Consider the following 17,156-nt stretch of genomic DNA (forward strand, 5'->3'; position numbering starts at 1 on the left):
TACTTTATGCCTCCCTCAATTTCTCCATTAATGCAAATAACGCTAACTTATAGCCATAAAAACCAAATCCAACAATTTGTCCCGCACAAACAGCTGCCGTCACAGATTCGTGACGGAACGACTCACGCTGATGAATGTTAGAAATATGTACTTCAATAACAGGAATCGAAATGCTTGCAATTGCATCTCGAATCGCATAGCTATAATGCGTAAATGCTCCAGGATTTAAAATGATCCCTTCATATATATCTTCTGCCTCATGAATACGATCGATAATCGCACCTTCATGATTCGATTGGAAACATTCTAACTCCACTCCCATTGTTTCTGCTTCTTGCTTCATATCTGCTTCAAGTGTCGCTAGCGTGCCCTTTCCATATACATTTACCTCTCTGACACCGAGGCGATTTAGGTTAGGACCGTTTACGAGGAGTACCTTTTTCATATGCTTAAAACCCCTTAATATTAAATGTCTATATAACATTTTAACATAGGAGTTACTTGTTTGAATAGTTTGTCTTCTCTTCCCCTTCTCGCTCGGCCTTATTGGTATTTACTGCGTAAGAAACAGAGTATGCTATAAATACACCATACAATATAAAAATGCATATCGTCGTCACAATTGTTTCTTTCGGTAAATGGAGTGCACTTTTAATAGCAGGCGCTATTAACCCCACTCCGAAAAATAGTAACGCCCACCAAAATAGACCATAAATAATCCCTGGCAGAATTCCTTCAAACTTTGCCAAAAACGCTTTATACAAAAAAGCAATTAAAATCGAAAGTAGTCCCATACAAACAATTCCTGACACATTTCCCCATACCCCTTCTTTCCAACTTCCAAAGGCAAATGGTAGAAGTAAATAGTTCGGTCCCGCTTCTGTAAATGAAAATATATGAAGGAAATACCATATTCCTCCCCAAAAGAGTCCACCAAATAAACCAATTTGCACAAAATTTCTTGTTCCTATATGTTCTTGACTCACATCAACACCTCCGCTCAATAGTATGCCCGAAACTATTTTGAACCATGTTTAAATACTGCGAAATTTGTCTATAAAAAGAATAAGAAATGTCCGACTCTCGTAACATTTTTCCTTGTCATCTACTTGTATTTGTCGATAAAATAAAGGAAACTCGGTGATTGTCTTATTTCAAAACGACAGAACCCAGTATGACAATTGCCTCTTTTTCTACATAAGAGAGAAACAAATACAGGTTGGTGTTAACATGGCAGAAGAGTCAAAACAAATATATGGCGGGCAAGCAGTCATAGAAGGAGTTATGTTTGGCGGTAGAGAATATACTGTTACAGCGGTTCGTCGTAAAGATAAATCGATTGAATTTTATCGATTACCACGCGTTCGTAATAAAGCATTATCTATCCTGAAAAAAATCCCATTTTTACGAGGGATTGCCGCTATTGTGGATGCAAGCGCGAACGGGGCAAAACATTTAAACTTTGCTTCAGAACGATTTGATGTTCACCCAGAAGAAGATGAACAAATTGCAAATAAAAAAGAAGAACAATCGAAGTTAACGATGGTATTAGGAGTTGCAGCAGTTGGCGTTTTATCTTTCATATTCGGTAAAGTCATTTTCACAGCAGTTCCTGCATTACTAGCTGAATTAACGAGACCGATTTTCCCATCTCATACAGGGCAAATCATTGTCGAAAGTGTCATTAAGCTCATGTTATTATTGAGCTATATATACTTTATTTCTTTAACGCCACTCATTAAGCGGGTATTTCAGTACCATGGTGCGGAGCATAAAGTAATTAATGCCTATGAGAATAATCTTTCATTGACTGTAGAAAATGTTCAAAAACAAACTCGCCTTCATTATCGTTGTGGCAGTAGCTTCATTATATTTACAGTCATTATTGGAATGTTTGTTTATTTCCTTGTCCCTACAGATCCACTTTGGGCCAGAGTGTTAAACCGAATTTTATTAATTCCAGTCGTTCTCGGTATTTCTTTTGAAGTGTTACAATTTACGAATCGATTACGCGATATTCCAGTATTACGCATACTTGGATATCCCGGATTATGGCTACAACTATTAACAACGAAAGAACCAACAGATGATCAAGTGGAAGTAGCCATTGCATCGTTTGAAGAATTATTACGTTTAGAAAACAAACAATAATTATTTAAAAATGGTGTTCAACTCCTTTCCTCATCGTTAATATACTAATTTTAATATATGTTTTTAGGAGGTGTTCCTTATGAACGGTCGTTCGTTTACTTTCGCTATATTTGTGCTTATTATCGGATTAGCAATATTCGGCCTTGTTTCATCTGTCATTACAGATCCAATGGGAGTGTTAAGAAATATTGGTATCATGTTGGCTGTCGTTGGTATCTTTTATTTACTCTACAAAATGTTTACAAACTCTAGCGGTTCAGCAAATTCGCAAAGCTCATATAAGCGCGCTGCAAAACAATCGAGCCGCAAGCATGGGAAACAAAATGTAGCACCCCTAAGCAATTCTTTCTTTAAATCAAACGCTTCTAATGACAAAGGGAAAAAAGGGAATCTTTCTTCTTTAAAGCGAAAAAGAAAACAATCTCATTTAACTGTCATTGAAGGTAAAAAAAACAAAAAGAAAGACCGTGCTTCCTTTTAGGAAATACGGTCTTTCTTTATATTTTGCAGTACTTCTTTCAAGCTTTTATCTTTCATACTTTCAATTCGAAGATGATGATTTTCAAAGGGTAAATTCCGTGTTACATCATTCGGTACAACAACGCACGTTAACCCTGCCGCAATTGCTGCTTTCAATCCGTTTAACGAGTCTTCAAATACAACGGCTTCAGACGAATCTATCCCTAAACCTTCTATTGCCACTCGGTAAAGTGCTGGATCTGGTTTTACCTTCTCAACATCTTCTCTCGTTTTAATGACTTCAAAATAATCTCGAATTTGTAGCTCTTCCAAAAAAGGAATAACCCATTCTCTAGATGAACTGGAAGCTAATGCGATTTTTAATCCCATTTCTTTCGCTTCTTGTAAGTATTCTTTTACCCCGTCACGAGCTTCTGTTATTTTCATTTTCTCTTTATGTAAAGTTTTCACTTTTTCTTTTAATGCATGCTTGTTAAACTTCTCTTTTAATTGATCATTTAAATATGCATACAGTACATCATCTGTCGTTCCAATACACTTTGCAAATTCCTCTAAAGGTAAATCTCCACCATACTCACGAACGGCGTCTCTGAAAGAGTGAAACCATATTGTTTCTGTGTCCACAATTAATCCATCAAAATCAAAAATAATTGCTTTCATAATTCTCCCATCCTTTTCGATTGAAATAAAAAAGGAAACGACATACGTTCCCCTTAATTACTTTTCTCTTCATTTGCTTTTTGAACGCCACGAAGTGTTTCCACTCGAACCTCATCTTGTTCAAAGTATTGCACTAAATCACCAATGCGATCAATTGCTTCCCAGCTTAAATGATGTTCAATTCCTTCTACATCATTGTAAATCTTACTTTCATCCACACCGATAATACGCATAAATTGCTCTAGCAAGTCATGACGGTATACGAGACGTTCTCCAATTTTTTTACCTTTTGATGTTAATACAAGCCCTCTATATTTTTCATAAATTAGATATTCATCTTTGTCTAATTTTTGCACCATTTTTGTTACAGAGGATGGATGTACACTAAGCGCTTCAGCAATATCAGATACGCGGGCATAACCCTTTTCATCAATCAACAAATAAATTTGTTCAATATAATCTTCCATACTAGGGGTAGGCATCGGTTTCCTCCATCCAATTTCATTTTGCTCATTCCGTACGAAGCAATCAATAAAATGATACACCAGAAAGAATAACGTGACAAGTTGAAAACAAGCCTAAATATATAAAACAAAAAAGAATCTGTATTTGTATACAGACTCCTCTTAAGTAAAGTATTGTATTTCTGCATCAGGAAAAAACTCATATATATAGCCTCTTATTGTTTCTTCCAATACTTCCGCATCATCTTTTTTATATACGTATTTCCCGATGCCGTACCGTCCCCATTTATATTTACGCTTCTCTTCATCCATTTCAAGCTTCGTACTCGGATAACGCTCCTGAATGACCTTTTTTGCTGGTTTTGTAAAGCGATGTTGAATTAATTCAAATGTTAAATTCGGTATGGACAAATCTTTTAGTGCATTGTACAGTCTTTCAAATAATTCACGGTATCCTTCTTCCCATCCTTCATGCATATAAAGTGGCGCAACTATAAAACCAAGTGGATAATCAGCGCCTGCTACTTTACGTGCTGCTTCAATACGCTCTTCAAAGGGTGACGTCCCCGGCTCAAAATTTTTAATTACATACCGTGAATTAATACTAAACCTAAAACGAGTTTTCCCATTATGTTTTGCATCTAACAAATGATCAACGTGCGAATATTTCGTAACGAAACGTAAACGCCCATGCTCACTTTCTCCAATGAATTCAATCGCCCGCTTTAATGCATGTGTTAAATGATCGATCCCAACGATATCTGATGTACAAGCAGCTTCAAACCTTGTTATTTCAGGTGCTCTTTCATCCATATATTGCTGTGCCTTCTCAAATATTTCATCAAGATTCACATACACGCGAACGTAAGGCTTACTCCCAAGTGTCGTTTGCAAGTAACAATAATGACAATGTCCCATACATCCTGTTGCAAGCGGAATTGCATATTCAGCTGACGGTTTTGACGTATCAAACTTTAATGTCTTCCTCACCCCAACGACAAGCGTCGCTTTTGCATTACGATACTTTTGCAAATCATTTTCACCCGGCAAATTTCGAATTTGATTATGGGATGTCGTTTCACGAATCTCTAATCCCATCTTCGTAAACTTCTCATACAGCTCTTTTCCAAGTGGATATTCAAGTGCCTTCGGTTCAAAGTAAACGAGTTTTGGCATAAACGGTTTCATATACTTCCCTCCTCTCGTTAGTATGGGGAACGCGGAAAAATTAAAACGCATTAAAGTTTTCCACCTCGGTAACTTGCGTTGCAAGTTACCGAATGTTACAATTTGGATAACAGCTACCTTGCACAGCAAGTTACCTGAGTAAAAGGTGGTGAAATCATGCACAGCCAAATGTTAAAAGGTGTACTCGAAGGTTGCATCCTATACATCATTTCACAAGAAGAAGTGTACGGATATGAACTGAGTACAAAATTAAATAAACACGGATTTACATTCGTAAGTGAAGGAAGCATATATCCGTTATTGTTACGTATGCAAAAAGAAAAATTGATTGAAGGAACATTAAAAGCCTCCTCACTTGGGCCAAAGAGAAAATATTATCACGTAACGGATAAAGGATTAGAACAGCTTGAAGAATTTAAACAAAGCTGGGGAATGGTTTCAACAACGGTGAACAATTTATTACAGGGGGAGTGATGGGGATGGAAGCGAAAGATTTAATCGAACTAAATAACGAAAAGCGTAAATTATTAACTACAGAAAATGAAAACGCCTATAGCGACATGTTAATATACATCCGCTTAGCTAAAGTGCCAGAATACCATGCGGAAGAATTGCTAATTGAAATTCTAGATCACCTTATTGAAGGGCAGCAAGAAGAAAAAAATGCTTATGATATGTTCGGCGATGACTTACAGGCATACTGCGATGAACTAATTGCTGCCCTACCTAAGCCAAGTTTATGGGAACAATTATCGATTCCTTTATTTATAACTAGTTATTTATTAGCAATATTTTTTGCTGTTTCTTCCGTAATTGCATTGGTATTTCCCTTATTTTCAAATGAAGCACGTTTTAAATTTGTACACATCGATTTCATTTATCTGCTTGCATTTATATTGTCCGTACATCTTATGATACGTTTTGTTTTCGATTTTATAAATACTGATTTATTTAAAAATAAAACAACTATTTGGAGGCATATTGGAGGATTTTTCATACGCCATAGCCTATGGATACTATTAATCGGTATTTCCTTTTTATTTATTAAACAGCCCTATACTACATTACAAATCTCACCTTGGATTGGCGCTTTACTGGCTATCTCTTGCTATGCACTATACAAAATCTTCTTCAAAAGAGAATATTTAGACTTTAAAAAGGAGTAACGATACGATGACCGAAAAAGAAATGGTTCAGTTAAACAATGAAAAAAGAAAGTTATTAACAGCTGAAAACGAAGCTGCTTATGGTGATATGCTTATTTATTTACGCCTTATTAGCGTTCCACAAAAACAAATGGAAGAATTACTTTTAGAAATATTGGATCATCTTTTAGAAGCGCAAGAAGACGGTAAAACTGCACATGACATTTTCGGAGAAGATTTAAAAGCGTACTGCGATGAATTAATTAAGTCTTCGGAACATCAAAATTCTTTCCAACAAGCTGCCGTTATTGGGTTTGCAGTTAGTTTATTATTATCTGTTCAAATTGGATACGATACATTCACTACTCTTATGCAAAAATTATTTTCAAATACAAACACTTCAGGAATCCCATTTAGTATTCCTGGAACAATATTATCTGCTATTGTTTTAGCAATTGGCGCTTTCATAACTTTTTCTTTATTTAGACGTTTTTCTTTTACAATAATGGTTTCCTGGAAACAAAAAGTACTCCTCTTATTATCAGTATTTATACCTTTTATCTTATCAGTTTTTTCAAACGTATTTTTCAAAACACGTCCATACTTATTTTATAATTTGTCTATTTTGCAAGGTGCCCTTGTTACACTTTCTTTTTATATTTTATACAAATTTTTATATAAAACATCTAAATTTTAACAGCCCTTCAAAAGGCTGTTTTTCTTCTGTCTAATTTTACAAATTGAAAAATTTCATAAAGAAAATAAGAAAAATGCAAAATAATTAAAGTTAATTGTTGACGTGATGCTTTTATTATCGGTATCATAAATCTTCGTGAGCAATTATTTTTCGTTATACGATTTTTTTATTATTACTGAATTTTTGAGAGGAGAAATTAGATGTCAGTTAAGAAGAAAACGCAAGTACGCACCGGCAAAATGGTACGTGAACTAATGTTAGCAGACGAAGATGTAAATGCTTCGCTAATTATGGTATATAGTGAAAACGGTGTAAACGCAGAAATTAAAATCGAGGGCTTAACGCCGAAATGTAACGAAGAATTATTTTTGAGCGGAAACGTGGATTGGAACAAGAGTGTTATTTATAAAATTGTTGATTTCACTGGAAACGCTGAAGTTGGTAAAGTTACATTAACAGCGATGAACAAAAATAATGTTTCTCTAGAAATAGAACGCGTTATGTGGAGTAAAGAAAATAAAGAGGCTGCTGAACAAGAAGAAACAGTTGTAGAAGCTACTCCGAAAAAAGAAGTAGTTGTAGAAGCTCCAAAAGCAGTTACACCTGCTCCAAAGCCTGTTACACGTGTAGAAACACCTGCTACAGCACCAACACCGAAGCCTACTCCGGCATCGAAGCCAGTAAGTGTAGAAGCAGCTGTGGAATTATCTACTCCAGCACCTGTGAAACGAGAAGTACCAACTCCGGTTACAAAGCAAGAGACAGCACCGGTCGCGCCTGCAAAACCGAAGCAACCTGCTTTGACTGAAACAAATTCAAAACTACAAGAAAATTATGTGAAACTCGTGAAAAAGACAATTGAAGTTTGTCAAGATTACGAGCTTGGCATCGACATAGATGATTCTATTGAAGGCTTAAAAGAAGAACTACAAAGCCAAGGTATTAGCGTTACATTTGACAAAGAAATTATGGACGTTGTCAATCGCCTTCGTTCTTTACAAGATAAAGGAATCAAAGTAGAAAAAGTACTTAATTTACTATAAAAAATAAGAGGCGGCAATTGCCACCTCTTATTTTTTATAATTCCATTCTTTACTTTCATACTTTTCTTTTGCTAACGTTTGCACTTCATGTAATTGTTCTTCTGTTAATTCATACGGAACAAGCTCTACATCTAATCCTTTTTCAAACCCAACCTCAAACGCTTTAATTAACTGCTCGATTGTAAACGTACGGTCTGTTAATTCATTAATTGCTACCGCTTTAGATGAGAACATACTCTTCATACGTTCTTTCACACGTTCATTCGGGAATAAAAACAGATCATATAACTCATCTAAATCTATTTCTAATGGAATCGACCCGTGCTGTAAAATAACGCCTTTTTGACGTGTTTGCGCACTACCTGCGATTTTTCTTCCTTCTACTACAATTTCATACCAAGACGGCGCATCAAAACATACGCCTGAACGTGGATTTTTTAAATTTTCACGATCTGCTTCTGTTTTTGGAACTGCATAATACGCTTCTAACCCTAATGCTTTAAAACCATCTAATAAACCTTGCGAAATAACACGATACGCTTCTGTAACTGTTTTTGGCATATTTGGATGATCTTCAGACACAATAACACTGTACGTTAATTCTTTATCATGTAGTACACCCCTGCCGCCTGTTTGACGACGAACGAATCCATATTTCTTTTCGTTAACTACATCCATATTAATATCTTTTTCAACACGCTGGAAATATCCGACTGTTAATGTTGGTACTTCCCATTCATAAAAGCGAATAGTTGGTGGCATTTTCTTTTCACTTTGCCAATTTAATAAACATTCATCTAACGCCATATTAAATGCCGGTGAACATTGACCAGAGTTAATATAACACCATTTTTCTTTTCCCATCCTGCACCTCATATAACCAATTATTTTTCACATTCTCTAGTCTACCAAATTCGACAAAATTTGTGAAAGAATACGAAATTTCTTCTTATATACAAATGAATCTGTTGCATAAATACATACGGGCATTATAATATTGAAAGTAGGATAAGAAAAAAGGGAGCGATAGAATCGTGTCAACAACTTGGATTATTTTATTAGCCGTAATCGTAGCGTTCATCGGTTACACTGTATGGATGTATTTCTATCAGAAGAAATTAATTACAACACTTTCAGAAGAAGAGTTTCGCGCTGGCTACCGTAAAGCACAGCTTATCGATATTCGCGAAGCAGACGAATATACTGCAGGGCATATTTTAGGCGCACGTAACATTCCGTTATCACAAATTCGCCTTCGTCATAAAGAACTTCGTAAAGATCAACCAGTTTACTTATACTGTCAAAGTGGATTCCGTACCGGTCGTGCGGCTCAATACTTAAAGAAACAAGGCTACAAAGATTTCTACCAATTACAAGGTGGATTTAAAACGTGGACTGGAAAAATTAAAAAGAAATAATAACATACAAAAACTAGCTGAATAATTCAGCTAGTTTTTTCATTTGAAAACTTTCCACGTTATTCTCACACATTTTGACAAAAATTCTTTTATAGACGCAAGAAAGACCCCTATCATTCTCACGCCCAAATAAAAAGGTTACGCGAATAACAGAAGTCATATTTATAACATAGTTTGTGAAAAGCTTTTCAGGTCAAGATTTTTTTCATTCTTATTATTTTCCCTTTATAATAAGAGGAAGAGGTGATACATATGGCCAATATAAAACAAATTGCAAAAACCGCTGGTGTATCCATATCAACTGTTTCTCGCGTCCTGAATAATCACCCTTACGTAAAAGAAGAAAAACGTAAGCGTGTTCTAGATGCTGTTGAAGAATTGAACTATGCCAAAAATATAAATGCTATTCATTTAATAAAAGGAAAAACATATACGATCGGTGTTATGCTCCCTTTCATTAACCTTCCATACTTCAGTACCATTATTGAAGGAATCGGTAACGAAGCGTTAGCAGCTGGATATCACATTAATTTATGTCAAACGAATTACGATAGTATCGAAGAAATTCGTGTTCTGGAAATGATGAAAATGAAACAATTCGACGGGATGATTATTTGCTCTCGAACGAGTTCATGGGAACAAATTGAAACTTTCGCAAAATTCGCTCCTATTATTTCATGCGAAAAAATGCACCACCCCCTCATTTCATCTGTCTACGTAGATCATTATGAAGGCTTCCGTCTCGGCACCGCCTATTTACTCAATAAAGGTCATGAAAAAATCGGGATTTGTTTAGCAAGAAAAACAAGTGTAAATTCTATGGAACGTGAAAAAGCGTTTGCTGATACACTTCGTAACGAAGGCAAAACGTTACATCCCGAATGGATTTTTCACCAATGCTATACAATGCAAGACGGTGCACAAATACTCCATCGTATTGTAAACATGAAAAATCGTCCAACCGCTATTTTTACAGCGAACGATCAAGTTGCAGCTGGTCTATTAACAGAGGCTCGAAAGCAAGGTCTTCGAGTACCCGAAGATCTTGCTATCCTCGGATTTGATAATCATGAAATTTCAAAGGCGTTAGAAATTTCAACAATTGAACATCCCGGTCTCGAAATGGGCTCACATGCGTTTTCTTTATTCCATAAACAAATCCAAAGCGAGCAAATTATCGGGAACGCAAAAGAGCTTTCATTCCATTTAATCGAACGAGATACTGTCTAATAAGAGCGTTATCTATAGCGCTCTTTTTCAGCTCTTCACCTATTGACTTTATATTTTTACTCGCATACAATAAACCTAACGAACGGTAGGTAGGGGATGAAAATGACAGCAAACCGCATTAAAGCTGTAGCACTTTCTCATTTCGCACGCTACGGCTACGAAGGAACTTCATTAGCAAATATTGCTCAAGAAGTCGGGATTAAAAAACCATCAATTTACGCACACTTTAAAGGAAAAGAAGAGCTATATTTTACATGCTTAGAATCCGCTCTTCAAAAAGATTTACAGAGCTTCACAGGCGATATCGAAAAGTTTTCCAATTCGTCTACTGAAGAATTGCTCTTACAGCTACTAAAGGGCTATGCAAAACGATTTGGTGAAAGTGAAGAATCAATGTTTTGGTTACGAACTTCTTATTTTCCGCCTGATGCATTTCGCGAACAAATTATTAATAAAGCAAATGTACACATTGAAAACGTCGGAAAACTTTTATTCCCTGTATTTAAAAGAGCAAGCGAACGAGATGAGTTGCATAACATTGAAGTAAAAGACGCCTTAGAGGCTTTTCTATGCTTACTTGACGGTCTTATGGTTGAACTACTATACGCAGGTTTAAATCGTTTTGAGACACGTTTAGACGCTTCTTGGAAAGTATTTTGGCGTGGACTTTCAAACTGACGGATTGCTCCTTTGCAATGCGTCGTTTTTAAGCCCTTTACCTAACGACTGGTAGGAAGGAGAAATGACATATGGCATGGATTTATGTAATCTTAGCTGGTATTATTGAAATCTTTTGGGTAATTGGATTAAAACACGCGGAGGCTCCACTTGAATGGGCTGGTGTTGCGTTATTAATTACAATTAGTTTCGTCTTATTATTTAGAGCTTATAAAGATTTACCTGTTGGTACTGTATACGCAGTCTTCACTGGAATTGGAGCTGGTGGAATCGTTCTTACAGAAATTTTCGTTTTCGGAGAGCCATTCTCTATCGTAAAAGTATTATTAATTGGTTTAATCTTCTTTGGCGTAATTGGTTTAAAGCGAGTAACAGAAGAAAAAGAAGCGAAGGAGGCCGCATAAAATGGCTTGGGTATTTTTAATTCTAGCTGGTATTTGTGAAATTATTGGTGTACTCTTTATGAAAGTAGCCACTGAAAAGAAAGGCTGGGCACCAAAAGTTATTTTAATCGCTAACTTCGGCGTAAGCTTCTTCTTCTTATCCCTTGCGATGAACACATTACCGATGGGAACTGCTTACGCGATTTGGACTGGAATCGGAACTGCCGGAAGTGCACTTCTAGGCATCCTTATTTTCCGCGAATCAGCGGATTGGCGTCGTCTTGCTTTCTTAAGCTGCATTCTATGCGGCGCTGTTGGCTTAAAACTATTAAGCTAACGTGAGGTGAATGTCATGTGGAAAGAAAAAGGGAAGCAACTGTTAGCATGGATCACACTTGGTATCGTCATTCTATTACAAATAAGTTTTCACATAATAGAATGGTTGTTTCATAAAGTAGTATCCATTCTCACATTCCTTCCTAACATGACACTTGAAATGATATCAATCGTTTGGTCCATTATTGCCTCCATTGCAATCGTCATTATATGGAGTATCGCCAAGCTATGGAATAAGTTATTTAAAAAGGACAGTTCTTCTGAAAAAGAGTAACTGTCCTTTTTTATATTCATTCAGACTTTCTGTAGAAGTTTGATGTGATAAGACAAAACAGACCGACTATGGTAATACTTATACCAACCCCTTTATGCAAACTTGGAAATAGCGGTGGTATATCTGAATAAGCATTTGCTAATATGAGACCAATTGAAAATAAAAATAACCCTATTCTATATAACCATTTTCTTTTGCTCATCATTCTCCCCTCCTAAAATTCTTCATACACTCCTTTCTTTTGGACATACTACCTAAAAAAGGAGTGGATAATATGCAAAATTCTATACATAAGCAAATCCTATTTTTATTTTTCCTCTTTCTTATTCTCGTTATCGTTTTCAGCTTTATATTACATACTCCAAAAGATGTTGTACCGAGTAACCTCTCTGTTTATAAAGTGAAACTTTAATCAGTGGGGGTTTTGTTCATCCCCACTGATTATTAGTTGAACCAATCGGACTTTTACGGACAGTTGATCCCCCACCTAACTTCTTTGCTTCCACTGAATTTTGAGGTGGGGGTCTTACTGCCCGTTAAAGCGGGATAAACTTTTACTTTCCTATTGTCGCTATTGAAGAAGGTGCCTTACATAAGGCACCTTTTAAAATTCTCTCTTCTCATACAATTTCACTGAAACGAAGACAGATGTTATGAACATACATATTGAACCAATGAATAACAAGCTGTTATATAATTGAATTTGTTCTAGGTTGATTCCAAAGAAAATAGAAGAAACGGCCATAGGTGCTATTAGTATAAAAATCGCAATAAAAATAGTTTTTTTATAGGCCAACCAAAACGATATCGGTAAAACAAAGCTTAAATACACTAAAATAAAGCTAATACTAGCAACCATTGTCGTTTCAATAAATTCAAATAGGTTAACCCCATTCTTCATTCCCATCGTAAAACAACCGACCATTACACTTATAAAAAGAATAATAATTGCTACTATATATTTCGCATACACGATTTGTTTTTTTAATATTGGTAAACTATTTACTATAACTTCACTCTCATTTTTACTATCTGCTTCAAATGTTTTTACTGTTGCTCCAATTGTAATAATTACGGACATAATTATGAACAGATTTTCCGTATCTGTTAAGGCCATATAAAAGAAAACAGGATACAGTATGTACCAAATTAAAAACTTCCATTGAATGATGAAATCTTTTAAAATTAGTTGCTTCACAATCGCTCCCTCCTTATAAATCACGCTCATTGTACAAATGAATTGAGAAAAACATAGACATAACATATAAAAGAAGCAATCCTGCTATAAAACAAATATTTACGACTAGACTCGTGTTCCAAGCATTTTCTACATCTAACCAAACGTTACTTACAATCAATCCACTCAAATATCCCAATGCAAGTCTGGCGAACGGAGCAATTTGTTTGGCACTGCTATACCCTACTGAGAATTCAATCGGAAGTACAATTATGCTACAAACAAACCCACCTGTTATACCTCCGAGAATTTCTCCCCACAGCATAAATCCAGTCATATGCTCATTTTGCAACTGTATGAAACCAATCACTAGTGAGAAACATCCACCTAGAGCAACTAAAGTACTTACAAATATGTATTTCCCTATGACAAGATCTTTACGGTCAAACGGTAAACTATTTACTATCAGTTCACTTTTATTTTTCCCCTCATAACTCATTGACAGTATCATGCCAAGAGCAGGTACAAACATACTAAATGTCATCAAAAAACTATCACTACTAAAATCAACAATGAGCAGAAACAAAAAACATATAAGATAAACAAACCCTAACTTTCTTTGCATCATCATATCTTTTAAAACTAACTGCTTGATCATGTATTGCACCTCCTAATATGAAAATGTCCCTTCTATAACTCTGCCTGCTGAAACATTTTCATTGAGAGGAACATTGATATGAATATACTCACTAATACTCCAATACCAAGAACACTCATTGCTTGTGTAGCCTCTTGAGAGTGAAGTACTTTTAACATAATTGTTTTATCACCAAAAATATTGCACATAAGACCAATCATACCCATTAAAGGAAACAGCATAATCAAATTCAAGACTGTAATAACTTTATATCCCCCAATGTAATTAGTCGGTATCGTTACTACACAATAAATCAAAGTTGCTACTATTGCTGAAAACACTGCATATCCAGGCATGACTATATCCCTGCCCAATAAAATATTTCCTAATATTACGACTATAAAAGTTACACTCAAACCAACCATAATAAATAATGTGCTTGAAATATATTTAGCTATAACTATTTCTTTTCTCGTTATAGGCAAACTCACTAATACTTTTTCTGCTTTACTTTTCTCTTCATAATAAAAAGAAATATATATAATCGTACTACATGTTATAAATAATCCTATTGCAATCCCCATTGGTTCGACGGAATCCTTAAAAATAGATAAAATGGGTATTAAAAAATAGAAAGGAAACATCTTCTTCTGTAAGAAAAACTCCTTCAAAATCAACTGTTGCATATGAATTCTCCTCTCTATAAATCACGTGTTTCATAAATTTTAATTGTAAGGAACATAGAAACGATATAAATACTAACTAATGTAATAAATCCAGCTATAAATACAACAACATGCATAGGATTCATAATCCATTCAACGAATGAAAGCGCTGTTTCATTTAGCCTATCACTAATAAATATCCAAAGTATCCCTCCCACTCCTATTGAGGCTGCTGATACTATACTTCTTACTACCTTCGATTTTGTACCATAATAACTAGGAAAGAATGTTACAACAAAAAATATGGCGTAAACAGCTCCATTTATTACTTCATACCACGGAATTTCAATGTATAAATTAGGATGATATACACCGATATCACCAATAACCGCGATGCCCCTTATAAGAAAAACAACTAACATCGTAGAGAGCATGCCACCAATAATAAATATTGCACAGGAAATATATCTAGCAATTATGATATCCTTTCGACTTACCGGCAAACTATTTATAATAATGTCACTTTTATTCCTTTCATCCATAAAGGTTAACGTCATAACGGAAGAAAGGGTTATAAATAGACAACTCATCGAAAATAACAATTCAACACTTGGGTCTAACATAAATAATACAAACGGCATAATTAAATACACTAACCACATCACCCGAAAAAAGAACAAATCTTTATAAATGAGCTGACGCATAGGCACCCCTCCCTTTCGCAGTGTAAACGATAATATCATCTAATGTAGGCTTTTCTAGTACAACCTCATTTCCAAACCAGTCAATAATTGCTTGTTTATCCTTCGCTAAACCTTCAAAACCAAATTTATTTTTTCGTAATCCAACAAATAGTTCTTTTCCTTCTCGATCTAATAAATCATTACTTCCTTTTACGATTACGTAGTTCTCCATCAAGTCTTCTTTTTCACCAGTAAATATAATTTCTCCATCGTTGATAAACGTAATATAATCTGCAATGCGCTCTAAATCTGTTGTAATGTGCGTTGAGAATAATACCGATACTTCATCTTCCATTACAATTTCTTGCAACATATCAAGTAATTCACTTCGAACAACTGGATCTAATCCTGCTGTTGGTTCATCCATGATGATAAATTCTGCGTGGTGCGAGAGCGCGATGGCAATCGCAAATTTCATTTTCATTCCTTTTGATAATTTTTTAATTTTTTTATACTTCGGAACTTGCAATCTATGCATATACGATTGATACTGCTCTTCATCCCACTTTTTATATAACGGTGCAATAATACGCTTCATTTGCTCACACGTTAAATCTTCGTAATAATGATTTTCATCATATACAAAGCCGATATTTTGCTTTATTTCCTTTTCGGCTTTCTTGTTGTCCTTGCCAAAAATTTTTATATCGCCGCTATCTTTTCTAATTAAATTCATAATCATTTTGATCGTCGTACTTTTCCCGGCCCCGTTCGGTCCGACAAATCCCATAATATATCCGCGTGGTAATGTAAAACTTATATTTTTTACTGCAAAATCTTCATAGCTTTTACATACGTTTTTTAACTCTAACATCTCTTATTCCCCCTCATATAAACACGCAATCATCTGCTGTAATTCTTCAAGTGAAAGCTGTAACGCTTTACTTTCATTTACAATCTCTTCCGCTTTACTTTCCAATAGACGAAGCCTTTGTTCTTTTAATAGTTCATTATTTTTACGTGAAACATAAGTCCCCTTCCCAGCAACAGTTTCTATATATCCTTCTTTCTCAAGCTCCTCGTACGCACGCTTCGTAGTAATTACACTAATTTGTAATTCCTTTGCTAAGCTACGAATAGACGGTAATTGGTCTCCACCCTTTAAACCACCATTTAAAATAAGCTGGCTTAATTGTTTTCTTATCTGTACATAAATAGGGTCTTGGGAAGAATTCGAAATAATAATATTCATGTTTTCCTCCAGTGTGTATATACTGTATATACCTTATATATACAGTATATACACACCATCCTATTTTTGGCAAGAAAAAAAGACCAACATTTTCCTGTTGGTCTTTCGTATATGTATCACTTTTCAAAGCGATCTAACATCTCATCTCTCATTCCGAAACTCACTACCGCAATTCCTACATACATAAACAGAAGGAACGCCGGATGAACTGTGTTGTACCAAGTGCTATCAACAATTAAATAAATCGTTAATGCCACAACAAGAACAAACGCTAAGATAAACATATAAAAGTGTCTTGTACTACCCATGATAAACTCCTCTCTTCTCACTTCACCATTCAACAGTATATTTTATCGAATAATTCGATATGACTCAAGGTTAACTTTCTGTTATGTAATCAAGTTCCACCTTTACAATGTCCTCACATGCTATTGAAATGATCGTTCCTTGCTTATCAATTGCCGTCACTTCTCTATTATCCATTACACGATGCGCTACTCTTTCTAGTACTTTTCCTTGATCTCGGTAACAAAATTCTTTTACATCTTTAATTGTTTCTCCATTTTCTAAATGGTATACCATCCTATAACATCGA

27 protein-coding genes are annotated in these 17,156 nt (G+C 35.2%); 12 read left to right on the forward strand and 15 right to left on the reverse strand.

Annotated features, from left to right (window positions below; all coding sequences use genetic code 11):
* Positions 1–4: 4 nt before the first annotated feature.
* Positions 5–445: a type II 3-dehydroquinate dehydratase gene (gene aroQ, locus PDQ40_RS11870; protein ID WP_000757087.1), complete on the reverse strand. Its 441-nt coding sequence runs from the start codon at positions 443–445 to the stop codon at positions 5–7.
* A 52-nt stretch (positions 446–497) separates the two neighbouring features.
* A complete protein-coding gene (locus PDQ40_RS11875; RefSeq protein ID WP_000076575.1) occupies positions 498–986 on the reverse strand; it encodes a YqhR family membrane protein in 489 nt (162 codons plus the stop codon).
* Positions 987–1,230: 244 nt separating this feature from the next.
* Here PDQ40_RS11875 and PDQ40_RS11880 point away from each other — a divergent pair, with 244 nt between their 5' ends.
* Both PDQ40_RS11880 and PDQ40_RS11885 read left to right on the forward strand, forming a co-directional pair.
* Positions 1,231–2,151 (forward strand): DUF1385 domain-containing protein, encoded by a 921-nt coding sequence (locus PDQ40_RS11880; protein WP_000797109.1) that lies wholly within the window; start codon positions 1,231–1,233, stop codon positions 2,149–2,151.
* A gap of 79 nt (positions 2,152–2,230) precedes the next feature.
* Complete coding sequence (locus tag PDQ40_RS11885; RefSeq protein ID WP_001014446.1) at positions 2,231–2,632, forward strand: SA1362 family protein; 402 nt, start codon at positions 2,231–2,233, stop codon at positions 2,630–2,632.
* Here PDQ40_RS11885 and PDQ40_RS11890 read toward each other — a convergent pair.
* From PDQ40_RS11890 to splB, 3 genes are all read right to left on the reverse strand, one after another.
* Positions 2,629–3,291, reverse strand: a complete 663-nt coding sequence (locus tag PDQ40_RS11890; protein WP_000643907.1) for an HAD family hydrolase — start codon at positions 3,289–3,291, stop codon at positions 2,629–2,631. The genes PDQ40_RS11885 and PDQ40_RS11890 overlap by 4 nt on opposite strands.
* Before the next feature lie 53 nt (positions 3,292–3,344).
* Positions 3,345–3,773, reverse strand: coding sequence for a transcriptional regulator MntR (mntR, locus tag PDQ40_RS11895; RefSeq protein ID WP_001143073.1), 429 nt, complete (start codon positions 3,771–3,773; stop codon positions 3,345–3,347).
* Between the two features lie 144 nt (positions 3,774–3,917).
* Positions 3,918–4,943 carry a spore photoproduct lyase gene (splB, locus tag PDQ40_RS11900; protein ID WP_000802117.1) on the reverse strand — a complete coding sequence of 342 codons (1,026 nt, stop codon included), beginning with the start codon at positions 4,941–4,943 and terminating at the stop codon, positions 3,918–3,920.
* Positions 4,944–5,099: 156 nt separating this feature from the next.
* Between splB and PDQ40_RS11905 the strand changes: the two genes are divergently transcribed.
* The 4 genes from PDQ40_RS11905 to PDQ40_RS11920 all read left to right on the forward strand — a co-directional run bounded on the left by PDQ40_RS11905 (position 5,100) and on the right by PDQ40_RS11920 (position 7,828).
* Entirely contained in the window at positions 5,100–5,417 is a 318-nt protein-coding gene (locus tag PDQ40_RS11905) for a PadR family transcriptional regulator (protein ID WP_000556083.1), read from the forward strand.
* 5 nt (positions 5,418–5,422) lie between these two features.
* The gene (locus PDQ40_RS11910; RefSeq protein ID WP_270691426.1) at positions 5,423–6,109 is read left to right on the forward strand and encodes a DUF1129 family protein; all 687 of its coding nucleotides are present in this window, start codon (positions 5,423–5,425) and stop codon (positions 6,107–6,109) included.
* 7 nt (positions 6,110–6,116) lie between these two features.
* Complete coding sequence (locus PDQ40_RS11915; RefSeq protein ID WP_270691427.1) at positions 6,117–6,785, forward strand: DUF1048 domain-containing protein; 669 nt, start codon at positions 6,117–6,119, stop codon at positions 6,783–6,785.
* Positions 6,786–6,985: 200 nt separating this feature from the next.
* The gene (locus PDQ40_RS11920) at positions 6,986–7,828 is read left to right on the forward strand and encodes a hypothetical protein (protein ID WP_076874713.1); all 843 of its coding nucleotides are present in this window, start codon (positions 6,986–6,988) and stop codon (positions 7,826–7,828) included.
* A gap of 27 nt (positions 7,829–7,855) precedes the next feature.
* On the opposite strand, the gene PDQ40_RS11925 is transcribed toward PDQ40_RS11920, so the two are convergent.
* Complete coding sequence (locus PDQ40_RS11925; protein WP_000514079.1) at positions 7,856–8,692, reverse strand: lipoate--protein ligase family protein; 837 nt, start codon at positions 8,690–8,692, stop codon at positions 7,856–7,858.
* A gap of 170 nt (positions 8,693–8,862) precedes the next feature.
* Here PDQ40_RS11925 and PDQ40_RS11930 point away from each other — a divergent pair, with 170 nt between their 5' ends.
* From PDQ40_RS11930 to PDQ40_RS11955, 6 genes are all read left to right on the forward strand, one after another.
* Complete coding sequence (locus PDQ40_RS11930) at positions 8,863–9,246, forward strand: rhodanese-like domain-containing protein (RefSeq protein WP_000108655.1); 384 nt, start codon at positions 8,863–8,865, stop codon at positions 9,244–9,246.
* A gap of 252 nt (positions 9,247–9,498) precedes the next feature.
* Positions 9,499–10,476: a LacI family DNA-binding transcriptional regulator gene (locus tag PDQ40_RS11935; RefSeq protein ID WP_061132210.1), complete on the forward strand. Its 978-nt coding sequence runs from the start codon at positions 9,499–9,501 to the stop codon at positions 10,474–10,476.
* Between the two features lie 96 nt (positions 10,477–10,572).
* Positions 10,573–11,154, forward strand: coding sequence for a TetR/AcrR family transcriptional regulator (locus tag PDQ40_RS11940; RefSeq protein WP_002170167.1), 582 nt, complete (start codon positions 10,573–10,575; stop codon positions 11,152–11,154).
* A gap of 71 nt (positions 11,155–11,225) precedes the next feature.
* Positions 11,226–11,558, forward strand: a complete 333-nt coding sequence (locus tag PDQ40_RS11945) for a DMT family transporter (RefSeq protein ID WP_000312349.1) — start codon at positions 11,226–11,228, stop codon at positions 11,556–11,558.
* A gap of 1 nt (position 11,559) precedes the next feature.
* A complete protein-coding gene (locus PDQ40_RS11950; protein WP_000312623.1) occupies positions 11,560–11,874 on the forward strand; it encodes a DMT family transporter in 315 nt (104 codons plus the stop codon).
* 15 nt (positions 11,875–11,889) lie between these two features.
* A complete protein-coding gene (locus PDQ40_RS11955) occupies positions 11,890–12,147 on the forward strand; it encodes a DUF3975 family protein (RefSeq protein ID WP_000265380.1) in 258 nt (85 codons plus the stop codon).
* 16 nt (positions 12,148–12,163) lie between these two features.
* Here the strand turns inward: PDQ40_RS11955 and PDQ40_RS11960 are convergent, their stop codons facing one another.
* From PDQ40_RS11960 to PDQ40_RS12000, 9 genes are all read right to left on the reverse strand, one after another.
* On the reverse strand, positions 12,164–12,352 hold the full coding sequence (locus tag PDQ40_RS11960) for a hypothetical protein (protein ID WP_002170166.1): 189 nt from the start codon (positions 12,350–12,352) through the stop codon (positions 12,164–12,166).
* A gap of 399 nt (positions 12,353–12,751) precedes the next feature.
* Positions 12,752–13,348 (reverse strand): ABC-2 transporter permease, encoded by a 597-nt coding sequence (locus tag PDQ40_RS11965; RefSeq protein WP_270691465.1) that lies wholly within the window; start codon positions 13,346–13,348, stop codon positions 12,752–12,754.
* A 10-nt stretch (positions 13,349–13,358) separates the two neighbouring features.
* On the reverse strand, positions 13,359–13,982 hold the full coding sequence (locus PDQ40_RS11970; RefSeq protein ID WP_270691428.1) for an ABC-2 transporter permease: 624 nt from the start codon (positions 13,980–13,982) through the stop codon (positions 13,359–13,361).
* 32 nt (positions 13,983–14,014) lie between these two features.
* Positions 14,015–14,647 (reverse strand): ABC-2 transporter permease, encoded by a 633-nt coding sequence (locus PDQ40_RS11975; RefSeq protein ID WP_270691429.1) that lies wholly within the window; start codon positions 14,645–14,647, stop codon positions 14,015–14,017.
* A gap of 14 nt (positions 14,648–14,661) precedes the next feature.
* Positions 14,662–15,330, reverse strand: coding sequence for an ABC-2 transporter permease (locus PDQ40_RS11980; RefSeq protein WP_270691430.1), 669 nt, complete (start codon positions 15,328–15,330; stop codon positions 14,662–14,664).
* Positions 15,311–16,183, reverse strand: a complete 873-nt coding sequence (locus PDQ40_RS11985; RefSeq protein ID WP_270691431.1) for an ABC transporter ATP-binding protein — start codon at positions 16,181–16,183, stop codon at positions 15,311–15,313. Before PDQ40_RS11985 ends, PDQ40_RS11980 begins: the two co-directional genes overlap by 20 nt.
* 3 nt (positions 16,184–16,186) lie before the next feature.
* A complete protein-coding gene (locus tag PDQ40_RS11990) occupies positions 16,187–16,561 on the reverse strand; it encodes a GntR family transcriptional regulator (RefSeq protein WP_001021352.1) in 375 nt (124 codons plus the stop codon).
* A 116-nt stretch (positions 16,562–16,677) separates the two neighbouring features.
* On the reverse strand, positions 16,678–16,869 hold the full coding sequence (locus tag PDQ40_RS11995; RefSeq protein WP_000535935.1) for a hypothetical protein: 192 nt from the start codon (positions 16,867–16,869) through the stop codon (positions 16,678–16,680).
* Between the two features lie 70 nt (positions 16,870–16,939).
* The gene (locus PDQ40_RS12000) at positions 16,940–17,143 is read right to left on the reverse strand and encodes a DUF3929 family protein (RefSeq protein WP_000262495.1); all 204 of its coding nucleotides are present in this window, start codon (positions 17,141–17,143) and stop codon (positions 16,940–16,942) included.
* Positions 17,144–17,156: the final 13 nt, after the last annotated feature.

It is taken from the genome of Bacillus cereus group sp. Bc061 (genome assembly GCF_027715825.1).
Classification (GTDB): domain Bacteria; phylum Bacillota; class Bacilli; order Bacillales; family Bacillaceae_G; genus Bacillus_A; species Bacillus_A paranthracis.

Bases quoted from the DNA above. Each gene is read 5' to 3' on its own strand.
- aroQ (WP_000757087.1), bottom strand. From the start codon at position 445: ATGAAAAAGGTACTCCTCGTAAACGGTCCTAACCTAAATCGCCTCGGT.
- PDQ40_RS11880 (WP_000797109.1), top strand. From the start codon at position 1,231: ATGGCAGAAGAGTCAAAACAAATATATGGCGGGCAAGCAGTCATAGAA.
- PDQ40_RS11885 (WP_001014446.1), top strand. From the start codon at position 2,231: ATGAACGGTCGTTCGTTTACTTTCGCTATATTTGTGCTTATTATCGGA.
- PDQ40_RS11890 (WP_000643907.1), bottom strand. From the start codon at position 3,291: ATGAAAGCAATTATTTTTGATTTTGATGGATTAATTGTGGACACAGAA.
- mntR (WP_001143073.1), bottom strand. From the start codon at position 3,773: ATGCCTACCCCTAGTATGGAAGATTATATTGAACAAATTTATTTGTTG.
- splB (WP_000802117.1), bottom strand. From the start codon at position 4,943: ATGAAACCGTTTATGCCAAAACTCGTTTACTTTGAACCGAAGGCACTT.
- PDQ40_RS11905 (WP_000556083.1), top strand. From the start codon at position 5,100: ATGCACAGCCAAATGTTAAAAGGTGTACTCGAAGGTTGCATCCTATAC.
- PDQ40_RS11910 (WP_270691426.1), top strand. From the start codon at position 5,423: ATGGAAGCGAAAGATTTAATCGAACTAAATAACGAAAAGCGTAAATTA.
- PDQ40_RS11915 (WP_270691427.1), top strand. From the start codon at position 6,117: ATGACCGAAAAAGAAATGGTTCAGTTAAACAATGAAAAAAGAAAGTTA.
- PDQ40_RS11920 (WP_076874713.1), top strand. From the start codon at position 6,986: ATGTCAGTTAAGAAGAAAACGCAAGTACGCACCGGCAAAATGGTACGT.
- PDQ40_RS11925 (WP_000514079.1), bottom strand. From the start codon at position 8,692: ATGGGAAAAGAAAAATGGTGTTATATTAACTCTGGTCAATGTTCACCG.
- PDQ40_RS11935 (WP_061132210.1), top strand. From the start codon at position 9,499: ATGGCCAATATAAAACAAATTGCAAAAACCGCTGGTGTATCCATATCA.
- PDQ40_RS11940 (WP_002170167.1), top strand. From the start codon at position 10,573: ATGAAAATGACAGCAAACCGCATTAAAGCTGTAGCACTTTCTCATTTC.
- PDQ40_RS11945 (WP_000312349.1), top strand. From the start codon at position 11,226: ATGGCATGGATTTATGTAATCTTAGCTGGTATTATTGAAATCTTTTGG.
- PDQ40_RS11950 (WP_000312623.1), top strand. From the start codon at position 11,560: ATGGCTTGGGTATTTTTAATTCTAGCTGGTATTTGTGAAATTATTGGT.
- PDQ40_RS11955 (WP_000265380.1), top strand. From the start codon at position 11,890: ATGTGGAAAGAAAAAGGGAAGCAACTGTTAGCATGGATCACACTTGGT.
- PDQ40_RS11960 (WP_002170166.1), bottom strand. From the start codon at position 12,352: ATGATGAGCAAAAGAAAATGGTTATATAGAATAGGGTTATTTTTATTT.
- PDQ40_RS11970 (WP_270691428.1), bottom strand. From the start codon at position 13,982: ATGATCAAGCAGTTAGTTTTAAAAGATATGATGATGCAAAGAAAGTTA.
- PDQ40_RS11975 (WP_270691429.1), bottom strand. From the start codon at position 14,647: ATGCAACAGTTGATTTTGAAGGAGTTTTTCTTACAGAAGAAGATGTTT.
- PDQ40_RS11980 (WP_270691430.1), bottom strand. From the start codon at position 15,330: ATGCGTCAGCTCATTTATAAAGATTTGTTCTTTTTTCGGGTGATGTGG.
- PDQ40_RS11985 (WP_270691431.1), bottom strand. From the start codon at position 16,183: ATGTTAGAGTTAAAAAACGTATGTAAAAGCTATGAAGATTTTGCAGTA.
- PDQ40_RS11990 (WP_001021352.1), bottom strand. From the start codon at position 16,561: ATGAATATTATTATTTCGAATTCTTCCCAAGACCCTATTTATGTACAG.
- PDQ40_RS11995 (WP_000535935.1), bottom strand. From the start codon at position 16,869: ATGGGTAGTACAAGACACTTTTATATGTTTATCTTAGCGTTTGTTCTT.
- PDQ40_RS12000 (WP_000262495.1), bottom strand. From the start codon at position 17,143: ATGGTATACCATTTAGAAAATGGAGAAACAATTAAAGATGTAAAAGAA.